This is a genomic window from Acidovorax sp. Leaf78 (assembly GCF_001422735.1).
Taxonomy (GTDB): domain Bacteria; phylum Pseudomonadota; class Gammaproteobacteria; order Burkholderiales; family Burkholderiaceae_C; genus Acidovorax.
Window position 1 is genome coordinate 455,438 of record NZ_LMLZ01000020.1, and the last position, 19,405, is coordinate 474,842.

General features: G+C 67.2%; 15 protein-coding genes. 3 read left to right on the forward strand and 12 right to left on the reverse strand.

What is annotated here, in order from left to right:
* Positions 1-58 precede the first annotated feature (58 nt).
* Genes ASF16_RS13675 through ASF16_RS13685 form a run of 3 tightly spaced genes read right to left on the reverse strand, consistent with a single transcriptional unit; the run spans position 59 to position 2,462 of the window.
* A complete protein-coding gene (locus ASF16_RS13675) occupies positions 59-1,069 on the reverse strand; it encodes a GlxA family transcriptional regulator (protein WP_056167929.1) in 1,011 nt (336 codons plus the stop codon).
* On the reverse strand, positions 1,051-1,680 hold the full coding sequence (locus ASF16_RS13680; protein ID WP_056167932.1) for a DJ-1/PfpI family protein: 630 nt from the start codon (positions 1,678-1,680) through the stop codon (positions 1,051-1,053). The genes ASF16_RS13675 and ASF16_RS13680 overlap by 19 nt, the downstream gene beginning before the upstream one ends.
* On the reverse strand, positions 1,677-2,462 hold the full coding sequence (locus ASF16_RS13685) for a carbon-nitrogen hydrolase family protein (protein ID WP_056167934.1): 786 nt from the start codon (positions 2,460-2,462) through the stop codon (positions 1,677-1,679). Before ASF16_RS13685 ends, ASF16_RS13680 begins: the two co-directional genes overlap by 4 nt.
* Before the next feature lie 461 nt (positions 2,463-2,923).
* Between ASF16_RS13685 and ASF16_RS13690 the strand changes: the two genes are divergently transcribed.
* Positions 2,924-4,117: a PHB depolymerase family esterase gene (locus ASF16_RS13690; RefSeq protein ID WP_056167938.1), complete on the forward strand. Its 1,194-nt coding sequence runs from the start codon at positions 2,924-2,926 to the stop codon at positions 4,115-4,117.
* Between the two features lie 220 nt (positions 4,118-4,337).
* Here the strand turns inward: ASF16_RS13690 and ASF16_RS13695 are convergent, their stop codons facing one another.
* From ASF16_RS13695 to ASF16_RS13725, 8 genes are all read right to left on the reverse strand, one after another.
* Positions 4,338-5,942, reverse strand: a complete 1,605-nt coding sequence (locus tag ASF16_RS13695) for a methyl-accepting chemotaxis protein (RefSeq protein WP_056167941.1) — start codon at positions 5,940-5,942, stop codon at positions 4,338-4,340.
* Positions 5,943-6,119: 177 nt separating this feature from the next.
* Complete coding sequence (locus tag ASF16_RS26180) at positions 6,120-6,407, reverse strand: hypothetical protein (protein WP_156372071.1); 288 nt, start codon at positions 6,405-6,407, stop codon at positions 6,120-6,122.
* On the reverse strand, positions 6,395-7,564 hold the full coding sequence (locus tag ASF16_RS13700) for an RHS repeat-associated core domain-containing protein (RefSeq protein WP_162241080.1): 1,170 nt from the start codon (positions 7,562-7,564) through the stop codon (positions 6,395-6,397). Before ASF16_RS13700 ends, ASF16_RS26180 begins: the two co-directional genes overlap by 13 nt.
* Positions 7,539-11,657, reverse strand: coding sequence for a DUF6531 domain-containing protein (locus tag ASF16_RS13705; protein ID WP_056167946.1), 4,119 nt, complete (start codon positions 11,655-11,657; stop codon positions 7,539-7,541). Before ASF16_RS13705 ends, ASF16_RS13700 begins: the two co-directional genes overlap by 26 nt.
* Before the next feature lie 634 nt (positions 11,658-12,291).
* Positions 12,292-13,053, reverse strand: a complete 762-nt coding sequence (locus ASF16_RS13710) for an SDR family oxidoreductase (RefSeq protein ID WP_056167948.1) — start codon at positions 13,051-13,053, stop codon at positions 12,292-12,294.
* Between the two features lie 121 nt (positions 13,054-13,174).
* Positions 13,175-13,810 (reverse strand): DUF2889 domain-containing protein, encoded by a 636-nt coding sequence (locus ASF16_RS13715; protein WP_056167949.1) that lies wholly within the window; start codon positions 13,808-13,810, stop codon positions 13,175-13,177.
* A gap of 108 nt (positions 13,811-13,918) precedes the next feature.
* Complete coding sequence (locus ASF16_RS13720) at positions 13,919-15,352, reverse strand: aldehyde dehydrogenase family protein (RefSeq protein WP_056169177.1); 1,434 nt, start codon at positions 15,350-15,352, stop codon at positions 13,919-13,921.
* Between the two features lie 105 nt (positions 15,353-15,457).
* Entirely contained in the window at positions 15,458-16,162 is a 705-nt protein-coding gene (locus tag ASF16_RS13725; protein ID WP_056167951.1) for a Crp/Fnr family transcriptional regulator, read from the reverse strand.
* A 167-nt stretch (positions 16,163-16,329) separates the two neighbouring features.
* On the opposite strand from ASF16_RS13725, the gene ASF16_RS13730 reads away from it, so the two are divergent.
* Both ASF16_RS13730 and ASF16_RS13735 read left to right on the forward strand, forming a co-directional pair.
* Entirely contained in the window at positions 16,330-16,854 is a 525-nt protein-coding gene (locus tag ASF16_RS13730) for a DUF962 domain-containing protein (RefSeq protein WP_056167953.1), read from the forward strand.
* Between the two features lie 172 nt (positions 16,855-17,026).
* On the forward strand, positions 17,027-17,899 hold the full coding sequence (locus tag ASF16_RS13735; protein ID WP_056167956.1) for a bile acid:sodium symporter family protein: 873 nt from the start codon (positions 17,027-17,029) through the stop codon (positions 17,897-17,899).
* Positions 17,900-18,048: 149 nt separating this feature from the next.
* On the opposite strand, the gene ASF16_RS13740 is transcribed toward ASF16_RS13735, so the two are convergent.
* Positions 18,049-19,212, reverse strand: coding sequence for an ABC transporter permease (locus tag ASF16_RS13740; RefSeq protein WP_056167959.1), 1,164 nt, complete (start codon positions 19,210-19,212; stop codon positions 18,049-18,051).
* Positions 19,213-19,405 lie beyond the last annotated feature (193 nt).

Below are 19,405 nucleotides of genomic sequence, written 5' to 3' on the forward strand. Positions count from 1 at the left end.
AGTCGCGATGGCGCCAATTATGGCCGTGGCTGCGGCCACTGCGCGGGCACCCGGTGGGTCAGTGGGGTTGACCCCGGCCCGCGCCCTGGGAGGGCGTGCCGCCCCGGCCGAACTGGTGCCAGGCGCGGCGCAGCTGCGTGTCGGAGCTGAAGCCCGCCATCTGCGCCGCCTGCGTCACGTTGCGCCCGGACTGCAGCGCCGCCTCGGCCGTGGCCAGGCGGATGCGGCGCAGGTAGGCCAGCGGGGCGATGCCCGCATGCTCCAGAAACAGCCGCGTGAGGTGCCGCGGCGACGTGTGCGCCACCTCGGCCATGGCGGGCACGCTCCACTCGGCCTGCGGCTGCTGGCCCACGGCGTCCTGCACGCGGTGCAGGGCGGCGTGCAGGTGGTTGCGGTGGTGCAGAAACGGCGAGAACTGCGGGTCGTCCGGCCCGCGGCGCAGCACGATGACCATGGCCTGCGCCACCTGCACCGCCACCGTGGGGCCGCAAAGGTCCGAAATGCGGTGCAGCAGCAGGTCGATGCCGGTGGTGACGCCCGCGCTGGTGTACACCGGTCCGTCGGTCACGAACACGCGGTTGGCGGCCACGTCGCAGCGCGGGTCCACCTCGGCCAGCTCGTCCAGGTGCAGATGGTGCGTGGTGGCGTGCCGCCCGGTCAGCAGCCCCGCGTGCGCCGCCAGCACGGCACCCGCGCACACGGTCACCAGCTCCAGCTGCCCGACCGCCAAGCGCAGGCCGCGCAGCCAGTGCAGCAGCGCCTGGGCCTCGTGGCCGCTCACGTCGATGCGCTGGCCGACCAGGCCGACCAGCACCACCCACGCCGGGCTGGGCAGCGTGTCGGGCAGCGGTGCCAGCCCGCTGATCGCGACCCCCACCGACGAGAGTGACTCGGGCGTGGGGCTCACGAAGTGCTGCACGAATCGCTCGGGCAAGCCGCGCGCGCGCAAGGTCTGGTTGGCGATGCGCAGTGCCTCGGCCGGGCCCGCCCAGTCCAGCACCAGGCTGCCGGGCAGCAGGGCGAAGTAGACGTGGATGGGGGTGGGTGGGGTCAGGGCTGCGGGTTCCATGGCGTGTCCAATTGGCGGGCAGTGCGCTTTGACAGCGCCTCGCTCACCAGGCGCGTCACCAGGTGCAGGCTCATGTCGATGCCCGCGCTGATGCCGGCCGATGTGACCAGGGCGCCCCGGTCCACCCAGCGCACATTCTCCCGCACGTCGAGCGCTGGAAACTGCGCGCGCAGGTCGGCAATGTCTTCCCAGTGCGTGGTCACAGGTCCGTCGGTGACCACGCCGGCCGCCGCCAGGATGAACGCGCCGGTGCACACCGACGCCGTGATCTGCGCGCCGCGCGCCGCCTGCGCCACCCAGGCACGGGTCTGGGCGCAGGCTGCGGCGGCATCCACCACGCCGCCGGGCACGATGAGCACGTCGGGCGCCGTGGCGGTGGTGAAGTCGGCGTCCGGCAGCACGCGCAGGCCGGCGCGCGCCTGCACGGGCGCCAGGCTGCGGGCCACGCACTGCACGGCAAACGGCGCGGGTGCGCCGGGCTGCAGGCGCTGCTGCATGCGGGTGGCGGTGGTGAACACTTCGTAGGGGCCACCCAGGTCCAGCGCTTCCACCTCGTCGAAGACGAGGATGGCGATGTTCAGGGGGTGCGGAGCTGCAGTGATTGAGGTCATGGCTGTGGTGAAGTCGAAGAAAAGACGTAGCGCGGGTAGGTGGCCTGCGCGGCGGCCGGGGCCTGCAGGTCCAGGTCGACCGTGCAAAAGGGCTGTGCGGGCGAGGTGCGCGCCAGCAGCACACCGTCGGGGCTGATGACCCAGCCTGCGCCGCCGTAGGTGCCGGCGGCGGTGTCCACGCGGTTGGACGACAGGCTGTACGCCCCGGTGCGTGCGGCGGCCACGGTGCCCACGGCCAGCCACTTTGCGGTGGTGGCGGCGGCTGTGGCGCGGGGCGAGAGGATGGCCTGCAGGCCGCCCAGCGCGGCATAGTCGCCGTAGGTGTCCAGCGCCCAGAGTTCGGAACAGATGTTGAGCCCGAACGCGAGCGCCCCGGCGTTAAAGCGGGGAAAGGCAGCGTCGCCGCGCTCGAACCAGTGCGCCTCCCAGCCGCCCGGCTCGTCGGGCAGGTGGAACTTGCGCCGCAGCGGCGTGTAGCCGCCCAGGCGCGACCAGGCAAAACCTTCGTTGAGGCGACGCCCGTCCACCGTGACAGGGCGCGCGCTCACCACCCAGTCGGCGCCCAGTTCGTGTAGGCGCTCCTGCCACGCATCGCTCAGTGCCACGGCGGCATCCCAGCGGGCGGGGTCCGGGGGCAGGGTCTCCCACACGGGCTCTACGAACGCGAACTCGGGCAGCAGCACCAGCGCCGACTGCTCGGCATGGGTGTGCGCGCACAGCGCCGCCCAGGCGGGGTCGAGCAGTGCGGGGAGGTGGGGGAGTTCACAGACGGTGGTGCGCATGGCGGTGGGTCCTGGTGTGTAGGTTTCTGGGTGATCCATCGGGCATCCGTCCTGCGTCATCACGGTGCCATCACTATGGGACATCGCAGTGAGACCGGGCGGATGCCATCGTTCAAGGCATGGCGCCAATGGTGCCTGGCCTGCAGGAGCAAGTCCGAACCCCGTGGGACAGGTTTCGATCAATTTGGGACATCCCGCAGGCCCGATGGGCAGACCGGTCGCGCGCCACCGTCCACAGCGCAGTTGAAGGACTTGGAATATGGCAAAAAATGGCCTCTACCGCTTACCTGGAAAGCGCTGACAGCTATCAAATTAATAGTCGATGCGCGCAGGGCCCGAGATGCTGTTAAGGTGGCTAGGGTTTTCCCTTATCTGTCGATCACGTCTTTCTGCAGCGTGCTCTTCACCGGGGACTCCCCGACACCGCCTCTGCCACTGCCTCTACCGCTTCATCCACACCCATGGCCCGACGTTCACGCATGTTCTCCCTGTCAGCGCTGACGCGGGCGTACCAGCGCAACCTCAAGGCCCTGGTGCGCGCCACGGGGCCGGTGCGCACGCCCAAGAAGAAGGTGGTCAAGGTGGTGGCACCCCTGCGTGCAGCAGCTGTGGCATCGGCGCTCGCACCCGCAGCCCCCCGCAGTGCCACCAGCCGCGCCCGCAAGCCCCGCGTGCCTGCAGTGCGGGGCGAATGGCTGGCCGGCGTGGCGCCGGGGCCAGCCGGGGCGCGTCGCTACCACCTCTTCGTGCCGCCAGGGCTGGTGGCGCGGCCTGGCGAGACCTTTCCGCTCCTGGTGATGCTTCACGGCTGCGGCCAGACGGGGCGCGACCTGGCCGTGTCGTCGCGCATGAACCGGCTGGCCGCGCGCGAGCGCTTTCTGGTGCTGTACCCCGAGCAAGAGCGCGTGGCTAATGCGCATGGCTGCTGGAACTGGTTCGAGCGCCGCAGCGGCAAGGCCGAGGCCGAAGCAGCCACGCTCCTGGCTGCCGTCGACAAAGTGGCGAGCCGCCACCCCGTGGATCTCTCGCGCGTGGCCGTGGCCGGTTTGTCAGCGGGTGCGAGCATGGCGGTGCTGATGGCGGCCACCTACCCGCACCGGTTCTGCGCCGTCGCCATGCACTCGGGCGTGGCTCCGGGTACGGCGGAGTCCGCGGCCACTGCCATGGCGGCGATGGGCGGGCGGCGCGAGGCGCAGCTGCCGGAGCCCGTGACGGGGGCCCTGCCCCCCGTGGCTGCAGCGCCCGCCGGGCGCGCACGGCCAGCCATGGCCCGCCCTGCCAAGGTGGCCCGCACCACGGCGGCCGCAGCTGTTGCGGTGCCGGCCGTACTGCCCCCTTTGTTGTTGTTGCATGGCGATGCCGACAACGTGGTGTCGGTGCGCAACGCCACGGCCACGGCGGCGCTGTGGGCCGAGAAACTGGGCGCACGTCCCGGGGCGGCGCGCACCCTGCAGCGCGGCCAAAGGCATGCCACGCAGGTCACCGAATTCAAGGCCCGCGGACGCACCGTGGTGGCCCTGCGTGAAGTGGTGGGGCTGGCCCATGCGTGGAGCGGCGGCGCGGCCGACCAGCCGTACAGCGACCCGGTGGGGCCCGATGCCTCAGCCCTGATCTGGGCCTTTGTCGCCAAACAGTTCGATCGCAGAAAAGTTTGATAAAAAAGAGCGCCTACCGCTTGATAGGTAAGCGCTGATAGCTATATTTTTAATAGCAAGAGGCGGTTGGTGCCTTGCGCGATGCGTGGCTTGATGGCTTGTCTGTGTCCATGCTGGGCCGGGCAGGTTAAGCCAGGGCAGGCCAGGGCAGCGCAGTGACCGGGCGGGCAACGCTGCAACGCATCCCCGATCGAGACACGCTTGCCCTCAAGCCCTCCGTTCACCGCAACTGGCGCGGCGCTCCCGCAGCGGGCAGGGCGGGCGCCCCAGGACTGCCACCGTGTTCTGCCTGCAGCTGAAAGGCCGCCACCACCTGCTGCAGGTCGTTCGCCTGCTGCTGCAGCGCGGCAGCCGCCGCGGTGGCTTCCTCGACCAGCGCCGCGTTCTGCTGCGTGCCCTGGTCCATCTGCGCCACGGCTTGGTTGATCTGCTCGATGCCGTCGGTCTGCTCGCGGCTGGCCTGGCTGATCTCTTCGATCACCGACGACACGCGCTGCACGCTGTCCACCACGTTCTGCATGGTGGTGCCGGCCTCGTGGGCCAGCTGGGTGCCCTGCTTGACCTCTTCGGCCGACCGGCTGATGAGCGCCTTGATCTCCTTGGCCGCCTCGGACGAGCGCTGCGCCAGGCTGCGCACCTCGCTGGCCACCACCGCAAAGCCCCGGCCCTGTTCGCCTGCGCGCGCGGCCTCCACCGCGGCGTTCAGCGCCAGGATGTTGGTTTGGAATGCGATGCCCTCGATCACCCCGGTAATGTCCGACACCTTGCGCGACGACGCGTCGATGGAGCCCATGGTCTGCACCACTTTTTCGACCACCGCGCCGCCCTGGCGCGCCACCTCGGAGGCCGACTGCGCCAGCACGCTGGCCTGGCGCGCGTTGTCGGCGTTCTGCTTCACGTTGGACGTCATCTCTTCCATCGACGCGGCCGTTTGCTCCAGCGCGCTGGCCTGCGACTCGGTGCGGCCGGACAGGTCGTGGTTGCCCAGGGCGATTTCGCGCGATGCACTGGCGATGTGCTCTGTGCCCTCGCGCACCCGCTGCACGATGCGGTGCAGGCTATCGCGCATGGCCTGCATGTCCAGCATCAGGCTCGACTGGTCGCCCGTGCGGGTGTTCACGTCCACCGACAGGTCGCCCTCGGAGATGCTGCGCGCGATGGTGCGGGCATAGCCAGGCTCGCCGCCCAGTTGGCGCAGCAGGTTGCGCGAGATCAGCGTGCCCACCACCAGCAGCGCCGCGCCCAGCGCCAGTGCGATGGCGCCAAAGCCCAGCGCGCGCTTATAGATGGCCGCATCCACGGTGTCGATGTACACGCCCGAGCCGATTACCCAGCCCCAGGGCGCAAAGCCTTTGACGTACGACGTCTTTTCCACCGGCTTGTCGCTGCCCGCCTTGGGCCACAGGTAGGGCACGAACCCCGAGCCGTTGGCCTGCACCGTGCGCACAAAGTCCACGAACAGCTGCTTGCCGTTGGGGTCCTTGTTGGCCGTCAGGTCCTGGCCGTTGAGTTCGGGGCGCACCGGGTGCATCACCATGCGCGGGTGCATGTCGTTGATCCACACGTACTCGTTGCCGCTGTAGCGCACCGCCTGGATGGCGGCCGCCGCGCGCTTGCGGGCCTCGTCGTCCGGCATGCCGCCCTTGGTGCTCAGCTCATGAAAGTGCGTGGCGATGCCGTGCGCGGCCTCCACCACCTGGCGCACGCCGGTCTGGCGCTCCTCCAGGATGAGCCTGCGCTCGGAGACCAGGAACCACGCCGTCATCACCACGATGCCCAGGATGGCGCTCAAGACCAGTAAGGCCAGTTTTCTTGCAATGGTCATCGACAGCCTTTGTCTGCGGCAGAGAAGGCCGCGCCATGGCAGGTTACTGCTGGATACATCCAGCCCCGCTCGGAACAAACCCGCATGGATGCTGGCTGGGCATGCGGATCTCAATCCAGCCGATTCGAATATCGCTTGATACAACATCGACTCAATAAATACCGGAAATCATTCACTCTAATGTGCCAGGCAAAGTGTAATCGTCGCAGAACCTTTATAAACGGCATGTACGGCTTCTGCCTTTATCGCAACGACGTTTTGACCCTCTCTTTGTTGCTCCTCAGTACATGCAGGAATTACCTTTACAATTTCCGCCAAACGTTTTAGCGTGCCTGCATTTGCTTCGATCAGGCCATCATTGCGGCCCACTGAGTAATAGGCATCTTTTGTATAATAATATGTTATTAAAGCAATTGACGAAATTGCAAAGAAAATGCTTAAAAATATCAGAATTACTTTGCGCACGTACACCTCCGAATAACGCTTTGTTGGTCAGGTCTGAAACCCCATTTGTTTTCGATGACTCCACTGGGAGAAGCCGAGATGGTCGTGGTTGAACTTGTGGCGATTCCCACGTGCCCACCAGAAGCGACCAAGTCGCCAGGTTGGGCAGGTCCTGACACAGTAGGCCATCCGGGCACTTGATAGCCAGGCTTTGAGAGTTCGCCAGCACCAGGCGGGTATTTTTCAAGAAGTCGGGATAGCGGACTTCCACCCATATTAGGCAGGCTATAGCCTGAATTCTCATATTGGGTGTCCGCAAAAAGATTGCATTTATAAGTGCCTGAACCAAAGCCACTATTGATATCGCGCCTGTCAGCCTGTTGACTCCAGTCGCGTTTATCCAAGCGCGCGCTATTGATCAAATCAGTAGGACTGCCACAGGGGCACAGGCCAAGAGCATCAGCATACTTTAGTGGATTACTCGCCGCATATGAAAAATTATTAATTCCTCCTTGTAATCCTATGGGATCCTGAGTCACATACCGTCCCACCCCTGGGTCGTAGTAGCGGAACCGGTTGTAATGCAGCCCGGTCTCCGCATCAAGTTGCTGCCCCTGCAAGCGAATGGGTTGATGTATGCAGCGGGGGTTGTACTCCTGCTCGATCTCCCCCCAGGCACCGTACCGGGCCGCCCAGCTCACCTGTCCAGCCTCTTGTCCGTTGGCGTCCACCAGCGCAATGGGTGTGCCCAAGTGGTCCGTCACGAAGTGCCGGATGGTCAGCGGGTGGGTATCTTCGATGTGGGCTTGGGTGTCCTTGATGAGCTGCAGCGACTCTTGCACTTGGCTTCGCATCTCCTGCGGCAGCAAGGCGGACAGCTGGTAGCCCGGTTGCAGGACCTCCTTCAGCGCTTGGTGCAGCATCTCTTGGTCGCATTGCTGCAGCTCTGGTTCTTGCGCTTGTGCGTCGCCGCTGCCGGCCAGGGCCAGCAAGGTTTTGACGGGGTTGGTCTGCCCATCTTTGTGGCGCTCGATCTGCAGCAGCGGCACAAAGCTGCCCGGCTCGTACACCGTGTGCTGGATATGGCCGTGGGATTGGGTGTGCACCAGCCGGTCCCCATCCCAGCCGTAGTGGGTGGCTTGGCTTTCCTCGTCAGTCTGTTGGTGTGTCTTGCTCACCCTGCGTCCGAACGCGTCGTATGGTTTGCCCATCTTTGTGGCGCTCGATCTGCAGCAGAGGCACAAAGCTGCCCGGCTCGTACACCGTGTGGTGGATCTGCCCGTGGGATTGGGTGTGCACCAGCCGGTCCCCATCCCAGCCGTAGTGGGTGGCTTGGCTTTCCTCGTCAGTCTGTTGGTGTGTCTTGCTCACCCTGCGTCCGAACGCGTCGTAACGGTAGGTGGTTTTGCTTTGCACCTGTCCTTGCGGGTCGATCCGTGTGACTTGCCTGAGTTGGTGCAGGCCGTCGTAATGCAGGGCGGTGGTGCTGCCATCGCCGACCAGCCGGTCCCCATCCCAGCCGTAGTGGGTGGCTTGGCTTTCCTCGTCAGTCTGTTGGTGTGTCTTGCTCACCCTGCGTCCGAACGCGTCGTAGCGATAGCTGGTTTTGCTTTGCACCTGTCCTTGCGGGTCGATCTGTGTGACTTGCCTGAGCTGGTGCAGGGCGTCATAGCGCAGGGCGGTGGTGCTGCCGTCGCCATGGCAGGCTTCGATCCGGTTGCCCCAGTCGTCGTACCGGTAGTGGGTCGCTCCTTCATCATCTACGCCCTGGCTCCAGCCGATGCGGTTGTCCCGCCAGCGCTCCACGTACTCTGTGGCCGGGCTGTCTGTGGTGGGTTGAGGCTGCAGCAGGTTGAAGCGTGGGTCGTGCAGGTGCTGCTGGACCTGGGCGGCCCAGTCAGGGTTGCCTGTGTTCTTGGTTATTGAGCGTTGAATGGTTGCCTGCTCGGGCAGCCGGTTGCCCGCCGGGTCCAGCCTCCAGCGCGCTTGCTGCTCGCCCTGGGCACTGGCGCTGCGCTGCCCGGTCAGGCGCTGGCGGGCGTCGTACTGGTACGCGTCTGCGTGGGTCGGGGTCTGGATGCCCACGAGCTGGCCTAGGCTGTCGTAGGTGTAGCGGCGTTGCCGCAGGCCGCCGATGAGGGGCGCTGCGCTGGAGGGGGCGCTGTTTTGTCCGGGCAGGCCTTGCCAGCGCTGGTGCAGCAGGCGCCCCAGGGGATCGAGCTGGCGGGTTTGTGTGAGCTCCGGGCTGGCGCCCTCTCCGGGCAGCAGGTGCAGGGTGCGGCCCACTTCGCGGTGCAGCTTGTCGCGCTCCAGCGCCACCAGGGGCGCCTGGTTGAGCAGCACACCGTGCACGTGGCCCGAGCCGTAGCTGAGCCAGTCGAGCTGGCCGATACCCTGCAGTTCGCTGGTTTCGCGTTGACCCAGGGCGCCCAGGCGGTGGTGGATGCGGTGCTCGAATTCGATGGCGGTCTTGCCGCTGGAGTTGCCGTACAGCGTTTGCACTTCGCCAATGGGGCGCCCCAGGGCATCGCGCTGCAGGTCCACGCGGCTGGTTTGGTGCAGCCGGTGGACTTGCAGATTTTGCAGCAGGGGACTGCTGGCCAGAGTTTGGGCGTCGTGCTGTTGGCTCAGGGCACTGTGAAGCTGCTGGGTGTTGATCTCCAGCCAGGCGGTGATCAGGGCGGCTGGCGCACTAACTGCCTCAGCACCTAATGCATTGCCGTGTTCTTGCTCTCCAGACCCTTCCAACTCCCAGCCCTGGGTGTCCAGGAGCTCCCCGCTGTCGCTGTAGCCGAACTGGTGGATCTGCAGGTCTGTGTCTGCGTCGCGTGTGGCCGACTCTGCTTCACCAACCCTCCTAACCTTGCCGGTCACGCGGTAGATCAGCCGCCCTGCGCTGTCGTAGTGGTAGCGGCTGCACACAGTGCCATGGCCTTGGCTTTGCGCGCCCATGCCGCTGTCCTGCGCATCGGTCTTCTCGATCAGCTGGCCTGCCGCGTCGTAGCTGTAGCTCTGGCTGCGCCCATCGAACCCTGTCTCCCGGACCAGTCTGTCTTGGCTGTCGTAGGCGAAGCGGGTGACCGCGTGGTTCTCGTTCACGAGCTCGGTCAGGCGCCCGGCCACGTCGTAGCGCAGGTGCAAGCTTGCGCCCGCCTGGGTCTGCGCGGTGACGCGGCCCCACAGGTCGTGCCCGTAGGTGATCGTGGTGGTCTGCACCGGCGCACCGGATGGTCCTGCTGTGGGGTTTGCCAGGGCGCCCAGCGTGATGGCCTGCACCTGCTCGTTGTCGCCCCAGCGGTATTGCACCAGCGTGCCGTCCGCCTGGGCCGTCTGCTGCAGTCGCCCCATAGCATCGCGCTGGTGGCGTATGCGTTGACCCAGGGCATCGGTCTCTTCGATGAGCTCGCCCCAGGCGTCGTGCTGCCAGCGGCTGGTGTGGCCCGAGCAGTCGGTGTAGCTCGCGAGCTGGCCGATGGCGTTGTAGCCCAAGGTCTTGCGCCCGCCCTGGGGGTCTGTGATCGCGATGGGCTGGTCCACCCAGGCGCGGGCGTTGCCTGCGGCGGCGTGGGGCGGGCCGCTCAGGTATTCCAGTCGGGTGGTGAGGGCGATGTCGCCCGCCACCACGGTGGTTTGCACCAGGCGGGCCCAGGGGTCGTACTGGTAGTGGGTGTGGATGCCACTGGCGCTCGTGCTGTGCAGCAGCAGGTCGTCGGCGGCGGTGCCGGGCAGGCCCCAGCGCTGCTGGCTGCTGCGGCCGTCGGGCCCTTGGACCCCGAGCAGGTGGCCCTGGCCGTCGTAGCGCCAGTGGGTGGTGCGCCCCAGGGCGTCGGTGGCGGCAATGCGCCGGCCTGCGCTGTCGTACTGGTAGTGTGCTTCGCTGCCGTCCGGGTGCACCTCGCGGGTGATGCGCTTGAGGCCGCCGGTGCCTTCGTGGTGGTACCGGGTCACGCGCTGCAGGCTGTCGCGCACGGTGGTGCAGCTGGCGGCCCGGGGGGCCTGGGGGTGGGCCTCTTCGTAGTCGAAGTAGTAGCTCAGGCCTTCTTCGTTGTGGTGTTCGGCCACGCGGGCGCCGGGGCGGGGGGAGAGGTGGCCGAGGTTGCCGCTGGCGCGCTGGTCTTGGCGCTGGTCTTCGTAGATGTAGGTGTGCTCGGGGCCGTTGCCCACCCGGTGGGCGACCATGCGGTGGGCGCTGTCGTAGGTGAACTGGCGGGTGCGCCGGCCGTCTCGGGCGTGCACGGCGATGAGGTCACCCTGGGGGCTGTAGTAGTAGCGCACCAGGGGGATGGGGTCGTGCCTGTGTGCGCCAGCACCGGAGCCTGAGCCAGAACCCGCATGCTCGGGGTCGTGCGGGTTGTGGGTGCAATCCACGCCGATCAGGCGCAGGCCGCTGTCGGGGTTCAGGCCTGGTAGGGAGGTCTGAGTGGACGTGGCCGTTGCTGCGCCGTTAGGCTGGTTGTACAGCAGCGCATAGCGCCGGCCCGCCCCGTCGGTGATGCCTTGCAGGCGTCCGTGCTCGTCGTGCTGGTAATGCTGGCTGCGTCCGTACGCATCCATCAGGCCGATGAGCCGGCACAAACCTTTGGAAGAGCCCTCGGCCTGCACCTTGAAGAGCCAGACGGTGCGCCCGCCCTGCGTGGCGGCCAGGACGTAGTCGGAGCCGGCCTTGGCGGCGGCAGGAACGTGGGCCCAGCGCTGTTGCTGGTGCCAGGGCAGGAGTTCTTCTGCGGTGTTGGGGTGGGGGTTGGAGGTGGAGGTAACAGTGGCCGCCGTATCCGTCGCCGGACTGTTCCCGGACAGTTTGGTCAGGGTCGGCGCCACGCCCATGCCCCCTCCGCGCATCAGCAGCAGCCCTTCGCTGTCGCTGTGCAGCGTCTGCCCAGGCTCCAGCGCTTCGTCAAACGTGATGACGCGCCCGCCCGCATCGCGCAGCAGGGTCTGCGTGGCTTTGAGCTCGATGCTCAGCTCGTGCGGCAGCTTCCAGCCGTAGCCCAGCAGTCCGCAGTCGCCTCCATGCTCCGCGTTGACGTAGCTGCTGTACTGGCGCTGCCACACCAGGGGCATGGGGCCGGGCAGGGCGAAGTCGAGGTCTTCCGTGCCCACCAGCACTTTGGCGCCCAGCGTGGGGTTGACGGGACTGCCGATGGCTTTGCCGCCCGGGCAGCTGGAGCAGGCGATGCCCCCTTGTGAGCCGATCAGCACGGTCAGCGATCCCTGCGTGATCGGCCCTCCGGACTTCGTCAGATCTCCCAGCCTTGCTGCCGGCTTGCCCATGGTGATTCCCTCTNCCCCCTTGGGAGCCGATCAGCACGGTCAGCGATCCCTGCGTGATCGGCCCTCCGGACTTCGTCAGATCTCCCAGCCTTGCTGCCGGCTTGCCCATGGTGATTCCCTCTCGATATCATTTTTTGTGTAGCGATGTCCCCTCTGGAAGGGGGCTTCAAATCGCCGCGCATGATAGGTTCGAGGGAGTGCAAAACAGCKSCCGGGGCGTGCTTGTTTTATCGTCCGATACAACTCTTACGCGGTCATGAGAGACCTGTCGAAAAGACGTTGTAGTTCAGTGTTTCATTGGGATTTTCGAGGTGCATACGCATTTGAAAATCTTGATGGCGAGGGCGATACGCCGNCCGATACAACTCTTACGCGGTCATGAGAGACCTGTCGAAAAGACGTTGTAGTTCAGTGTTTCATTGGGATTTTCGAGGTGCATACGCATTTGAAAATCTTGATGGCGAGGGCGATACGCCGGGCTTGCTACACCTGCTGCTGAAGCAGCGCAGACGTCGACGGCGTCGTCGACGTTGCTGTCAGTTATGCAATGGGCCGCTGGTGGCCTGAAACAACCCGGCGCGGCGCAGTGCGCTGGCGAGCGCGCCCGGCAGCGCCAGGCGCCGCCAGGGCGCTATTACACGCAGCGCGCGCCGTCCACCTCGATGCACACGCCGCTGATGAACGCGCCTTCGTCGCTGGCCAGGTACAGCGCGGCGTTGGCCACGTCCAGCGCGGTGGAGAAGCGGCCCAGCGGGATGGTGGCCAGAAACTTGGCGCGGCGGGCTTCGTCCACCGGGCCGCCCGCGAATTCGGCGGCCAGGCCAGTGTCGGGGTTGAACACGGGGTTGATGCAGTTCACACGGATGTTGTCGGGGCCCAGTTCGGCGGCCATGGACTTGCTGGTGATGATGACGGCGCCCTTGGAGCCGTTGTACCAGGTCAGGCCCGGGCGGGGGCGCAGACCGGCGGTGGAGGCGATGTTGATGATGCTGCCGCCGCCCGCCTTGCGCAGTTCGGGCACGGTGTGGATGGCCGACAAGTAGATGCTTTTCATGTTGATGGCATAGACCTTATCGAAGTCTTCTTCGCTCACTTCCAGCATGGGGCGGTTGCGGTGTGTCCAGCCGGCGTTGTTCACCACCACGTCCAGGCGGCCGTACAGGCGCACCGTTTCGGCCACCAGGGCCTTCACTTCGGCAGAGCTGGTGACGTCGGCCTTCACGAACGCCGCCGTGCCGCCAGCGGCGGTGATCTCGGCCACCACGCGCTGGCCGCCGGCTTCGTTGATGTCGTTCACGATGACCTTGCCGCCTTCAGCGGCCAGGCGCTTGGCGATGCCTTCGCCGATGCCGTTGCCGGCGCCGGTGACGATGATGGATTTGTTCAACACGCGCATGGAAAGGCTCCTCGATTCAGTCAATCAGATACAACAATAAAAACGTGAACAATCAAATTCGATAGCAGCTGACGCTTGTGTAGAAAGCGGTAGCGGCATTTTTGAATGCGATAGCAGGGGGTCACGCGGGTGGCACCGTCGCAGTGGCCGTCTCGGGAGCGCGGTCGGCGTCGGGTGCGGCCTGTAGCGCAGCCTGCACCGCGCCTGCGACCTGGGGCGCGCGCCGGTAGAACTGCGGAAAGTACTCCTTCACGCCGTCGCCGTTGAAGTCCCAGCCCGTGCACTGCCCCAGGTGGCGTGGCGGCTCGTCGGGCTGGGCCGATGCGAACACGGCGGGCACCGACTGGAACGCCGCGGTCGCCAGGTTGAACAGCAACTCGCGCAGGTGCGTGCAGCTTTCCACGCCGCCCAGGTGCTTCTGGATGGACTGGCGCCAGCCGCGCGCCATGCTGCAGCCGACCATGCGCTGCAGTGCGGGCTGGGCGGCGGTGCAGTCCTTGAGCGGGTGCGCGTCCATGGCGACGTCGATGGCCTGCACCACGAGCTGGCGGTTCACCGTCACGCGCAGCCACATGTGGTGGATGGGCTCGCCGGCCCGGCGCGTGCCGGTGGGGTCGCGGAAGGAGGGTGCGTCGTAGGCCTTGCTGTCGTGCAGCTCGCCTTCGATATCCCACAGGCCGTCTTCACGCTCGAAACCCTGGTAGTTCACCCGGCGGACGTGCTTCAAGGTGCGGGGTGCAGGGGGGCTCAGCGGCATGTGGTTTGGGGCGTCGACAACAAGAAGAAGCACAGGTTAGGGCCGGCGGGCCGCGCCGTCGCGCGCGAACGCGACAGGCCGAGGGCGGAAGGGCCGGCCGCGCAGCGATCAGCCGTACTTGATGGCCACGGTTTTGAGCGTGGTGAAGCCGTACAGCGCCTCGAAGCCCTTCTCGCGGCCGTAGCCGCTCGACTTGACGCCGCCGAACGGCAGCTCCACACCGCCTGCGGCGCCGTAGTTGTTGATGAAAACCTGGCCGCTGTGCACGCGCTTGGCCATGCGGAACTGGCGGGCGCCGTCGCGGGTCCAGATGCCGGCCACCAGGCCGAATTCAGTCGCGTTGGCCAGCTCTACCGCGTGGTCTTCGTCCTGGAAGGCCATGGCCGACAGCACGGGGCCGAAGACTTCTTCCTGCGCCAGGCGGTGGTTCACCGGCACGTCGCGCAGCAGCACGGGGGCCTGGTAGTAGCCGGTGTCGGGAGCGTCGGGCACCACGATGCCCTGGCCCACCATGGGGATGCCGGCCACCTGTGCGTCCGACAGGAAGTCCCACACGCGCTGCTGCTGTGTCTGGCGGATCAGCGGGCCCAGGTCCAGGTCCATGGCGGCGGGGCCCACGCGCAGCTTGTCAAACGCCTTGCCCAGGCGCTCGAGCAGGGGCTCGTAGATCAGCGAATCGATCAGCACGCGCGAGCCGGCCGAGCAGGTCTGGCCGGAGTTCTGCACGATGGCGTTGATGACCACGGGAATGGCGGCGTCGAGGTCGGCGTCCGCAAAGATGATCTGCGGGCTCTTGCCGCCCAGCTCCAGCGTCACGGGGCAGTGGCGCTCTGCAGCCACCTGCTGGATCAGCGTGCCGATCTTGGGGCTGCCGGTGAAGCTGATGTGGTCGATGCCGGGGTGGCGCGCCAGTGCGTCGCCCACCTCGTGGCCGTAGCCGGTGACGATGTTCAGCGCGCCGGACGGAAAGCCCACCTCGGCCGCCAGTTGCGCCACGCGGATCAGCGACAGGCAGGCGTCTTCGGCCGGCTTGACCAAGCACACGTTGCCCGCCGCCAGGGCGCCGCCCACGCTGCGGCCGAAGATCTGCATGGGGTAGTTCCAGGGGATGACGTGGCCCGTCACGCCGTGGGGCTCGCGCCAGGTGAGCACGCTGTAGCCGTCGGGGTAGGGGATGGTCTCGCCGTGGAACTTGTCGCAGGCGCCGGCATAGAACTCGAAGTAGCGCGCCAGCGCGATCGCATCGGCCCGCGCCTGCTTGGTGGGCTTGCCGCAGTCGCGCTGCTCCAGCGCTGTGAGCTCGTCGGCATGCTCCAGGATCTTGGCCGAGAGCTTTTGCAGCAGCCGGCCGCGCTCCACGGGGGCCACCTTGTGCCACACCGCGTTGTAGCACTGGCGCGCCGCATGCACCGCCGCGTCGATGTCTTCGGCGTTGCTGCGCTGGATCTCGTCGAAGGGCTGGCCGTCCGACGGATCGATCACGGGAATGGTGCGGCCCGAGGCGGACGCCACGGAGGCGTTGGCAATGTAGTTCAGTTGCATGGCCGCCATTTTGCCCGGAAATGGAATGTGTGCTTAGTATTTGTGTGCAAAGCGCTGCTGCCGCCCTGCCAGCAGGCGCAGTGCGCTATGGATATGAGAGCGAATTCAGTGGCAGGACGCGCGCAATGCGGCCAGGTCCAGGATCTCGACCTCGCCGCGCTGCACGCGCACCAGGTGGCGCTGCTCCAGGTCCTTGAGGATCTGGTTGGTGGTCTGGCGCGAGATGGCCAGCATCAACGACAGCTGCTCCTGCGAGATGGACAGCACGCGGCGCGACTGGCCCTCGGCCGTCCACTGGCCGTAGCCCTCGGCCATCATCACCAGGCGGCGCGCCAGGCGCTGCGGCGCGGGCAGCAGGGCCAGCTCTTCGATGGCGACGAAGGCGGTGCGCAGCTTGTCGGTCAGCAGCAGCGCCAGCGCATGCCAGTGCACAGGGTGCGCCTGCAGCCAGGCCTGGAGCCGCTCGTGCGGCACCTGCACCAGCGTGCTGGCCTCGGTGGCATGCGCGTCGTGCGTGCGGGCCGAGCCGTCGAACACCGAGATCTCGCCAAACCAGTGCGGCGGCTCCAGCCGCGTGAGCAGCGCCGAGCGCGCCTCGTTCGCCCGCCCGCCCGTGCCCGAGATACTGATGGCCCCGCGCACCACCGCATACAGCCCGCAGGGCGCATCGCCGCGCAGGAACAGCACCTCGCCCGCGTTCAGCTGGCGCAGGTGCGCCATGTCGATCAGGGGCTGGGCAAAGTCGGGCGGCAGGTGCGCAAACCAGCGGCCGGACGCAAGGATGGGCAGGTAGGCGGCAGGGTCGGTCATGCGGGCTGGATGGGGCCTGAATGCGGCGCGGTGTGGGGTGAAGGTGGGTTGAGGGAGGGCGGGGATAAGCCGGTGCCAGTGTGCCTTTTTTGTCGTGTGCACGACAGACGCTGGCGGGGCCGCGGCGCGAGTATCGATGCTGCTCAAAACAATAGCCGGAGACACCCATGAAAACCCTGATCGATCACCTGGCCCAGTACGCCGACTACCACCGCGACCCGCGCAACATCCACACCCATTTTGTGGGCGTGCCGATGATCATGTTCGCGGTGGTGGTGTTGCTGTCGCGCCCCGCGTGGATGGTGGGCGATCTGCCGCTGACGCCGGCGCTGCTGTGCGCGCTGGCCGCCAGCATTTTCTACATGCGGCTGGACACGCGTTTCGGCCTGACCATGGCCGCGATTTTGGCGGCCATGCTGGCCGTGGCGCAATGGCTGGCCGTGCAGAGCCTGGCCGTGTGGCTGGGTGCAGGCATCGGCCTCTTCGCGGTGGGCTGGGTGATCCAGTTCGTGGGCCACTACTACGAGGGCCGCAAGCCCGCGTTCGTGGACGACCTGATGGGCCTGCTGGTGGGGCCGCTCTTCGTGGTGGCCGAGTGGGCCTTTGCGCTGGGCCTGCGCAAGGACGTGCAGGCCGCCATCGAAGCGCGCAGCGGTCCGGTGCGCCTGCGCACGGGGCAGGCCGCGGCATAACGCACGCCGCTGGCTCGCTGCGCGCGCTTCCTGCTTTGTCTTCCTTTTCGTCTTTCTTCTCCTTGTCGTCGGGATAGCGGCATCCTGCCCACGGCGCCTGTCCAGGTGCCGTGGGCGCTGCCGTTCGTACCCGCATTGAACGGAGCGCGGCCCCCGCTGGCCGCGTGCGCCCATGAGTTTCGTTGCCATCTTGCCCACGCTGCTGTTCATCGCGCTGGGCCTTGTCATGTTCGGCCTGGGGTTGTCGCTCACGGTGGGGGACTTCGCGCGGCTGGCGCAGCACCCGCGCGCGGTGCTGCTGGCCCTGGTGCTGCAGGTGCTGGTGCTGCCCGCGGCGTGCTACGCGCTCATCGTGCTGCTGGGCGTGGCGCCGCTGTACGCCGTGGGGCTGATGCTGCTGGCCGCATCGCCCGGCGGCGTGTCGGCCAATTTGTTCAGCCATTTGTTCGGTGGCAACGTGGCGATGAACATCTCGCTCACGGCCATCAACACCGTGCTGTCCATCGTGAGCCTGCCGCTCATCACCAACTGGGCCATCGGCACCTTTGCGCACACGGGGCAGGTGGTGCCGCTGCAGTTCGGCAAGGTGGTGGAGGTGATCGTCATCGTGCTGGTGCCGGTGGTGCTGGGGATGTGGGTGCACCGGCGCGCACCGGCCTTCAGCGCCCGCATGGAAAAGCCGATGAAGATCTTCAGCGCCGTGGTGCTGGCCGCGTTCGCGCTGATCGCCATCGCCAAGGAATGGACGGCGCTGGTGGAGTCCTTCGCAGGCATCGGCCCGGCAGTGCTGCTGTTCAACGCCATCAGCCTCGCATCGGGCTACTACCTGGCGCGTGCGGCGGGGCTTGCCAAGTCCATGGCCACGGCCATCAGCTTTGAGATCGGCATCCACAACTCCACGCTCGCCATCTTCATCGCGCTGTCGGTGCTGGAGAACTTTCAGCTCGCGCTGCCGGCGGCCATTTACTCGGTCAGCATGTATGTGATGGCGACGCTGTTCGGCATGGTGGTGCTGCGGCGGCGCGGCGCGACCCCTGCAACGTGATCTGCGTGCGGCGGGGGAGCGATGAGGTTGTGAGCCGCGGCCGCCGTTCGGGCTGAGCCTGTCGAAGCCTTGCGCAGCGCTTCGACAGGCTCAGCGTGAACGGCGATGGGCGGTTCGGTGCAGGCTGCCGGCATCACGGCATCACGGCATCACGGCAGGCGTTCGCCTGCCACGGGCCGCGCCCGGTACAGCACCCCGGCCGTGCACACCGCACACAGCGCCACCAGCGCACACAGGTAGGGCAGGGCTGCTGACAGCGGCGCGCCCAGCTGGTTGAGCCGCAGCGACGCCTGCACGCCCGAGGAGCTGGGCAGCAGCCAGCGCAGCCACTGCAGCGGCCCGGGCAGCGCCTCCACAGGCCAGGAGAAGCCAGCGACAAAGGCGATGGGCAGGGTGGTGAACAGCAGCACCTGCAGCGCGCGTTCGCGGTTGCCGAACCACAGCCCCAGCAGCGCGCCCAGCGCCGCGATGGCGGGCACGTAGCAGGCCAGCAGGGCCAGCGCGCCCAGCGGGTTGCCGCCGCGCGGGTAGTCGTGCAGCACGAAGATCCAGCCAAAGTAGAACAGCCCGCTGGCCCAGCCCAGCGTGCACAGCGCCAGCAGGCGCCCCAGCCAGGTGGTGGCATCGGCGCGGTGCTGCCCGGCCTCCACCCAGGTGCCGGCCAGCAGGGCCGCGCCCATGAGCAGCGTCTGCTGCAGAATGAGCAGCGCCACGGCGGGCACCACGAAGCTGCCGTAGCCCTCGGTGGGGTTGAACAGCGCCACCAGCTGCAACTGCACCGGCGCGCGGCTGGCGCGGGCCTGCTGCGCGCTCTGGCCGCCGGCCTGCAGCTTGCGGATCTCGACCCCCGCGGAGACGGTGCCCACGGCCTCGGCAAAGCCGTACTGCACGGCCTTGTTGAGCAGCGCATATGCGCCATTGGCCTCGATGCTGACCACGGCGCTCTCGCCGCGCACCACGCTGCGCTTGAGGCCCGCGGGGATGACGGCATAGCCTTCGATCTCGCCGCGCCACAGGGCCTCCTGCGCCTCACGCTCGCTGCCGGTGACCAGGCGCACCTCGATGCGCGGGTCGGCATCGGCAAACCGCGTGATCTGGCGCGACAGGCTGCTGCGGTCCATGTCCACCACGGCCACGGGCACGCGGGTGAGCACCTCGTCGGCGTAGAACCAGGGGTAGAAGAAACCGTAGAGCACGGGCGCGCCGATCAACAGCAGCAGCACGCCCTTGTCGCGGGCCACGGTGGCCAGGGCCAGCAGCCAGGCGTGCAGCAGGTTGCGGGGTGCGGTGGGTGGTGGGGGCAGGGCTGTCATGTCAGATGGAGGCGGCGGCGCTGTGCCGCCGGCGATGTGTAGGGCGCGCGGGTATAGCTCTCTCTCCCCTTGCGGGAGAGGGCTGGGGAGAGGGGGAGGTGGTTGCGGGCACTCTGCCACTTGCTAAGGCCCCCTCTCCCCAACCCCTCCCCCGCGAGGGGGGAGGGGCTCTGTGGGCGTGGCAGCCGCTGGC

Bases quoted from the DNA above. Each gene is read 5' to 3' on its own strand.
- ASF16_RS13675 (WP_056167929.1), bottom strand. From the start codon at position 1,069: ATGGAACCCGCAGCCCTGACCCCACCCACCCCCATCCACGTCTACTTC.
- ASF16_RS13680 (WP_056167932.1), bottom strand. From the start codon at position 1,680: ATGACCTCAATCACTGCAGCTCCGCACCCCCTGAACATCGCCATCCTC.
- ASF16_RS13685 (WP_056167934.1), bottom strand. From the start codon at position 2,462: ATGCGCACCACCGTCTGTGAACTCCCCCACCTCCCCGCACTGCTCGAC.
- ASF16_RS13690 (WP_056167938.1), top strand. From the start codon at position 2,924: ATGGCCCGACGTTCACGCATGTTCTCCCTGTCAGCGCTGACGCGGGCG.
- ASF16_RS13695 (WP_056167941.1), bottom strand. From the start codon at position 5,942: ATGACCATTGCAAGAAAACTGGCCTTACTGGTCTTGAGCGCCATCCTG.
- ASF16_RS13705 (WP_056167946.1), bottom strand. From the start codon at position 11,657: ATGGGCAAGCCGGCAGCAAGGCTGGGAGATCTGACGAAGTCCGGAGGG.
- ASF16_RS13710 (WP_056167948.1), bottom strand. From the start codon at position 13,053: ATGCGCGTGTTGAACAAATCCATCATCGTCACCGGCGCCGGCAACGGC.
- ASF16_RS13715 (WP_056167949.1), bottom strand. From the start codon at position 13,810: ATGCCGCTGAGCCCCCCTGCACCCCGCACCTTGAAGCACGTCCGCCGG.
- ASF16_RS13720 (WP_056169177.1), bottom strand. From the start codon at position 15,352: ATGCAACTGAACTACATTGCCAACGCCTCCGTGGCGTCCGCCTCGGGC.
- ASF16_RS13725 (WP_056167951.1), bottom strand. From the start codon at position 16,162: ATGACCGACCCTGCCGCCTACCTGCCCATCCTTGCGTCCGGCCGCTGG.
- ASF16_RS13730 (WP_056167953.1), top strand. From the start codon at position 16,330: ATGAAAACCCTGATCGATCACCTGGCCCAGTACGCCGACTACCACCGC.
- ASF16_RS13735 (WP_056167956.1), top strand. From the start codon at position 17,027: ATGAGTTTCGTTGCCATCTTGCCCACGCTGCTGTTCATCGCGCTGGGC.
- ASF16_RS13740 (WP_056167959.1), bottom strand. From the start codon at position 19,212: ATGACAGCCCTGCCCCCACCACCCACCGCACCCCGCAACCTGCTGCAC.